This is a genomic window from Desulfobacter sp. UBA2225 (assembly GCF_002348205.1).
Lineage (GTDB): Bacteria > Desulfobacterota > Desulfobacteria > Desulfobacterales > Desulfobacteraceae > Desulfobacter > Desulfobacter postgatei.
On record NZ_DDYV01000116.1, the window covers coordinates 1 to 6,233 of the forward strand.

General features: G+C 49.1%; 6 protein-coding genes and 1 pseudogene. 6 read left to right on the forward strand and 1 reads right to left on the reverse strand.

Annotated elements, in window-relative coordinates; all coding sequences use genetic code 11:
* Nucleotides 1-400 (forward strand): annotated as a pseudogene (locus B3D59_RS06275) (hypothetical protein); the annotation flags it as partial.
* 24 nt (nucleotides 401-424) lie between these two features.
* Nucleotides 425-856 carry a hypothetical protein gene (locus B3D59_RS06280; protein WP_286818468.1) on the forward strand — a complete coding sequence of 144 codons (432 nt, stop codon included), beginning with the start codon at nucleotides 425-427 and terminating at the stop codon, nucleotides 854-856.
* 4 nt (nucleotides 857-860) lie between these two features.
* Here the strand turns inward: B3D59_RS06280 and B3D59_RS06285 are convergent, their stop codons facing one another.
* Nucleotides 861-1,676 carry a YdcF family protein gene (locus tag B3D59_RS06285; RefSeq protein ID WP_286818469.1) on the reverse strand — a complete coding sequence of 272 codons (816 nt, stop codon included), beginning with the start codon at nucleotides 1,674-1,676 and terminating at the stop codon, nucleotides 861-863.
* Between the two features lie 249 nt (nucleotides 1,677-1,925).
* On the opposite strand from B3D59_RS06285, the gene B3D59_RS06290 reads away from it, so the two are divergent.
* The 4 genes from B3D59_RS06290 to B3D59_RS06305 form a co-directional block, all read left to right on the forward strand.
* Nucleotides 1,926-2,501 carry a hypothetical protein gene (locus tag B3D59_RS06290; protein ID WP_286818470.1) on the forward strand — a complete coding sequence of 192 codons (576 nt, stop codon included), beginning with the start codon at nucleotides 1,926-1,928 and terminating at the stop codon, nucleotides 2,499-2,501.
* Between the two features lie 9 nt (nucleotides 2,502-2,510).
* Nucleotides 2,511-3,461 (forward strand): ABC transporter ATP-binding protein, encoded by a 951-nt coding sequence (locus tag B3D59_RS06295; RefSeq protein WP_286818471.1) that lies wholly within the window; start codon nucleotides 2,511-2,513, stop codon nucleotides 3,459-3,461.
* Nucleotides 3,458-4,162 carry an ABC transporter gene (locus tag B3D59_RS06300; RefSeq protein ID WP_286818472.1) on the forward strand — a complete coding sequence of 235 codons (705 nt, stop codon included), beginning with the start codon at nucleotides 3,458-3,460 and terminating at the stop codon, nucleotides 4,160-4,162. The genes B3D59_RS06295 and B3D59_RS06300 overlap by 4 nt, the downstream gene beginning before the upstream one ends.
* A 9-nt stretch (nucleotides 4,163-4,171) precedes the next feature.
* Nucleotides 4,172-6,233 (forward strand): Gldg family protein (locus B3D59_RS06305; RefSeq protein WP_286818473.1); only part of this gene is annotated, 2,062 nt, incomplete at its 3' end.

The window sequence follows — 6,233 nt, forward strand, 5'->3', positions numbered from 1 at the left end:
GCTCATGGATACCCTCGGGTGGGCCTATTACCATAAAAAAATTTATTCCCAGGCGCAATGGATGCTGGAGCAGGCCGAAGAATTAACGCCTGGAAACGGAATGATCCAGTATCACCTGGGCATGGTGCTGTACCACCGGGGAAAGCTTTTTCAGGCCAAAACAAAACTGGAATCAGCTCTGGGATATATATCGCTTGATACGCGGCAAAGGGATAAAGCTGAAAGCCTGCTTGCAGTATTGAACGGAAAAGAGGGGTTAAAAGATGAAGGGGAAAATATGATATTTAATCCCGAGGCCACCCCTTCCCTGGATTTAGAATCTCAAATACCTTCGGAAACAGGCGAGAGTGAAGACATATTAAAACCGGACTGGAGTAATATGGATTCATCAGCGCATTAAATTTGGTTTACTCCGGATTCTTCAATGCCATACTATACTTTTGTTGAAGAGAAAGGTGTCATGCTGTCAGTCATAAAAAAAATTTTAACAGGCATCGTTCAGAATTGGCCCGACAATACGGATGCCATATCAGGTAGCGCCCCCCCCGGCCCCTGGTACGGCGTGGATCTGGACGGAACCCTGGCGGTCTGGGACGAGAATTCAACCCTTAGTCGCATCGGAGCCCCCATACCGTCCATGGTTGATATGGTCCTACGCATGGTGGCCAACGGCATCCGGGTTAAAATTTTTACGGCCCGGGCGTGTGACCCTGCCCAAATTCCAAAAATCCAGGCCTGGATGAATCAGCACGGTCTGCCGGGCCTGGAAATAACCAATGTGAAGGATTATTACATGGAGCGTCTGTATGATGACCGGGCCATACGTGTGGAACGCAATACCGGCAGAATCCTTTGATCCCTCACCGGCCGGATACAGCGGATGGAAACAGGGTGTCGGTTTTGCCGGTAATATAATAGGCTGCAAGCCCGGTCCATTCAGTTGCTGCCGTGACCAGCCTTCCCAGATTCCGGGAAAAATTAAGGCCTAATCCGAACTTCCTGTCAGGTCGGGTATAATGATCCACAGGATAGGGAATCACGGGCCACCCAAGCCGGTTAAACACCCCGACAGACCGGGGAACGTGTGCGGCTGTGGTCACAAGCACCCAGGTCTGCCCGGGTTCAGGCTGAACCATGTTTTTTGCAAACAACCCGTTTTCATAAGTATTTCGAGATTGATTCTCAAATATCATGCCTGAGATATCCAGGCCCATATCCATAAATACCTGTCGGGCCGTATTTGCATCTTTCCATTCCTGATGCATGGGGCTTGCTGACCCGCCGGTAAAAAGATGCACAGCATCCGGATATGCTCTGACAAGACGGGCAAACCCGATATACCGGTCAGCGGCATCGTTTATTTCAGGTTGATGCCACATATGGGTCAAAAAATTGTTTTCCGCTCCGCCAAGCATGATAACACCGTCCACTTTTTCCGGCAGGACCGGGTTTGTGGAAAATCTGTGCTCCAGGGGAGCCAAAAAAATAGTTCCTAAAGGGACAACAGTGATAACGAGCATCGACAGCACCACACACCCAAGTATCCATTTTGCCCTTTTCTCTGCCCCTGAAAACAAAAACAACATCCCCATTACGGCAAAAGCAACCAAAAGAAAATCCGGGCGGATGATCATCCAAGCCAGCTTGGACAACCAGAAGAACAATGACCCTGACATAATTAAACTCTCCGGAAAAATTGAACTCAGACCCGGCTCAGAGAGCCGGTTTTTTCTATGCCATACTATAGCAGTCCGGTTTTCTTTGGTATCCCAATATTTTAAAAATCTAAATTACATTTTGGTCATCCGGGCATTAAGCATTGATCCGGTTCACCGTTTAAGCTAACATACGCAGTCACAATAAATCTGCATTACTTTTTTGGACTGCCAATCTGGAATAATACAATGTCCTGAAAAGGAGAAGACATGGCTAAATCCAATGACCCCTTTGCCGAACTATCCATGCTTGATTTAAGGGGCAAACAATCGGTCAGGGCAACATTCAAACTCTCCCAGAAAGCCATTGATGCCATCGGCCTTGTGGCCGTTCACATGGGCATCAAGCAAAAATCCCTGTTTGATCACATTATTGAAGACCATGCGGCATTGGATCAGCTGGCCCGATCCATCCGGATACGCCAGTTCAAGCAGCTGGACAGAAAGCAGAAAACCTTTGTTCTCAGCCGTAAAACCATTGAGGCATTGACGGCCATCTCCGAAACCTATAATATGCCCCGGGATGCGCTTGTTGAGTATTCCATCAAAAAACTGGAATCCGTTATCCAGTCTGAAAAAATAAGGCACGAAGAACGAAAGAAACTGGCCGGAAATTTGGAGAGCCGTTTCAACGACTTTCTTTCACTTTACAGGGAATCGGCACTGACTTTAGGCAAAGACGACCCTTTTTGCCGGCATCTTGAAAAACTGATAGACCATATGAAACGAACAGCCCAGGACGTGGATGCGTTCCTTGAAAAAAGCAAAGTACTTGAAGATTTTTAGGAGAAGATATTGATTGATGTTCAGAATCTGACCAAGTATTACGGCGATTTCTGTGCGGTTGACGGCATCAGCCTCACCATTGAACCCGGCCGGATACTTGGCCTTCTCGGCCCCAACGGGGCCGGCAAGACGACCACTTTGAGGATGCTCACAGGGTTTTATACCCCTACATCTGGCACGATCAGGATCAATGATCTCAAAATGCCGGAAGATACCCTGAAAATAAAATCCATGATCGGATATCTGCCCGAATCCGCGCCGTTGTACCATAATATGCTGGTATATGATTACCTGGATTATGTGGCACGGCTTAAAGGGATGGATGATCCCGGGCGCAGGCTGTCCCGCTTCAGAGAATTGGGCAGGCTGTGCGGGCTGTCCGGTATCATGGCCAAGCCCATCGGCAATCTGTCCAAGGGCCTTCGCCAGCGGGTAGGGTTAGCCCATGCCATGATGTCCGACCCGGATATCCTGATCCTTGACGAACCCACCTCGGGCCTTGATCCCAACCAGATCGCAGAGATCCGTGATATCATCAAAAGCATCGGCAGGGAGAAGACCATTATCTTTTCCACCCATATCCTTTCCGAAGCCGAAGCCACCTGCGACAGGATCGCCATCATCAACAAGGGCAAAAAAGTGGCGGACGACAGCGCCGAACATTTAAAACAAAATGCCCGGCACCGCAGCGTGGTCCGCCTGACGTTGCAGAATGCGGAAATAACCGCGGCCCTTGCCCACCTTAAAGCCTTTGACTCAAGCATTGACATCACTGTGACAGATACACCTGCAAGTGAAGGTATAAGCTTTGAACTGTGCTGCAAAGAAGATAAGGATATCCGCCAGGACATTTACCTGTCCATTAAAAAAACAGACTGGATTATCACCGAACTTGCAAGACAATCTTTAGCCCTTGAGGAAATCTTCCACGAACTGACACGGGAGGGCGGCTTAGCATGAGACCGATCAAAACCATCGCCTTAAAAGAATTTAAAGACTATTTTATTTCGCCCATTGCGTATATTGTTATTTCCCTTTTTCTCATTGTTACGGGGTGGTTTTTCTTTTCCACCTTTTTTATTTACGGGCGGGCCGACCTAAGGGACTTTTTTGCTCTTCTGCCCATGACCTTCTCCTTTTTTATTCCCGCGGTCACCATGCGCATGTTTGCCGAGGAAAAAAACGTGGGATCTTATGAGAGTCTTTTGACCATGCCGGTCTCCTTTACCCATATCGCCCTGGGCAAATTTTTTGCGGCAACCGCCTTTGCTGCGGCCATGCTGCTGCCCACCCTCTCCTACCCGCTGTTCATTTCCTTCATCGGAGATATGGACTTTGGGCCTGTGGCCGGGGGGTATCTCGGGGCGATACTCCTTGGCGGGGCATACTGCAGCATCGGGCTGTTTGCCTCTGCGCTGACCCGCAACCAGATCATCGCTTTTATCATCGGGTGCGCCATGTGCTTTACCCTGACCATCATTGATCGGATGCTTTTTTTCATCCCCGAACGTCTTGTGCCGGTTATGGAATACCTCGGTGCCAATGCGCATTTCACAAACATTTCCAAGGGCATCATTGATTCAAGGGACCTTATTTACTTTACATCCGTGATCTTTATCTTCATTTTCTCAACCAATATCGCCATGAAAGAAAAAAATTAAGGAGTCACCATGGGTAAGCCTTTCCTTAAAGAATATTATCTGAAATTTATCCTGTACGCCGTTGTTATCGTTTTGTTGAATGTGGCGGGATTAAGCCTGTTTTTCAGATTTGATCTGACCGCCAACCGGATCTATTCCCTGTCCGATGCCAGCAAACAGGCCGTCTCCACCCTGTCCGAACCGTTGAACATCAAAGTATTTTTCTCAAAAAACATGCCTGCTCCCCACAATAATACTGAACGGTATTTAAAGGATCTGCTCACGGAATACGCAGCCCAGGCCGGACGATATTTCAACTTTGCCTTTTATAATGTATCCCAGGAAACCGACATGGGGGACCAGGCAAACCAGAACCGTGAAATGGCACGGGATTATGGGATATCTCCGGTCCAGATCAGGGTGATGGAGAACGATGAGCTGAAATTTAAAAATGCGTACATGGGCCTGGTTATCCTCCATGGAGATCTCATCGAAAAGATCCCGGCCATCACCACCACGGACGGACTTGAATATCAACTGACCTGCGCCATCCGAAAACTGAACAATAAGGTCTCGGCACTTTTGCGCCAGACGGATAAAATTAATATTACGATGTATATCTCCCCGGGACTTAATGCCATAGGGCCTTTAATCGGGTTGGACGGGCTCCCGCACCTTGGCGATGAAGTGGCCGCGGCTGTGGGCAACCTGAACAGTAAAAACTTAAATATTTTCCAGTTTGAGCGCAAGGATATCTCAGATCCGGATGAACTTGAAAAGGTCTCAAAAAAACATGATCTCATGGCCCTGCGCTGGCCTGACCTGCCCGAAAAAAACATCCGGGCAGGCGCCGGCACAGCCGGCCTTGTGGTGGAATATAAAGGCAAGGCCTGGACGTTACCCCTGATCTCGGCAGTGGAGATTCCGATCATCGGCACCACCTATCAAATGGCGGACCCCCGGGGACTTGAAGAAGAGATTGCGGCGGTCATGGAAAAACTGATCGGCATCAACAAGGATATCGGGTATCTGTCCGATCATGGCTGCCCCACCCTTGGACCGGATCGCATGGCCATGATGCAGGGCCGGCCCGGAAACGGTCTTTCCGTTTTTGATCAGCTTGTGGGCTCAAGATACAATATCAGACAGATTCCCCTTAAAGATGAAGGTATCCCCGAAGGCCTCAACTGCCTGGTGATTGCCAAACCGACCAAACACTTTTCCGATTATGAACTGTTCCGGATTGACCAGGCCCTGATGAAAGGCACAAATATCGCTGTTTTTGCCGATGCCTTTGAAGAGCAGCAGGGCCAGGGCGGCATGATGGGCATGCCCTCCTTTGCCCCCATTGATACCGGCCTTGAAAAACTTCTGGCCCACTATGGCATTCAGATCCAGAAAGCCTATGTGCTGGACAAAAATTCATATAAACAGCAATTGCCCCAGTCCCAGGGCGGCGGAGAGCAGGCCATCTATTTTGCGCCGGTGATCAAGGATGACGCCATCAACAAGGATCCTGTATTCATGAAAAATATCAAAGGCCTTGTAGCCATGCAAATATCCCCGGTCAAGTATCTCAGGGGCGCCCAGGACGAGACAAAGGTCAATGCTGTCCGTCTTCTATCCTCATCTGACCAGGCATGGCTCATGGAAGACAACATCAACCTGAATCCCATGTTCTTAAGCCCTCCCCCCTCAGATAGCGATCTTTCCACCTATGACCTGGCATATCTTCTGGAAGGGCAATTTACATCTTACTTTAAAGGCAAACCCGTCCCCGAAAAGGAGGCCGGAGAAACCGACATAAAAGACGAAAAAAAGGAGGAAGGCCCCCAACCGCCTGAGATGTCGTCCAAAAACATTGAAGGGCTTGAAGCCGGCAACCGCGTAATCGAGACATCAGCACCTGCAAAAATATTTGTACTCGGATGTGTCCAGATGCTGCACGACAACATGCTGGACGAAGAGGGCCGCACCACCAATGCCACCTTCCTGCTCAACGTTATAGACCACCTCAACGGAGATGACGGCACAGCCCTTTTGAGAAGCAAGCAGCAAACCTTGAACCCCATTTCCGACACCGATCCTTTAA

What these genes read in the sequence shown, in the direction of transcription:
- B3D59_RS06280 (WP_286818468.1), top strand. Translation starts at nt 425, where the DNA reads ATGCCATACTATACTTTTGTTGAAGAGAAAGGTGTCATGCTGTCAGTC.
- B3D59_RS06285 (WP_286818469.1), bottom strand. Translation starts at nt 1,676, where the DNA reads ATGTCAGGGTCATTGTTCTTCTGGTTGTCCAAGCTGGCTTGGATGATC.
- B3D59_RS06290 (WP_286818470.1), top strand. Translation starts at nt 1,926, where the DNA reads ATGGCTAAATCCAATGACCCCTTTGCCGAACTATCCATGCTTGATTTA.
- B3D59_RS06300 (WP_286818472.1), top strand. Translation starts at nt 3,458, where the DNA reads ATGAGACCGATCAAAACCATCGCCTTAAAAGAATTTAAAGACTATTTT.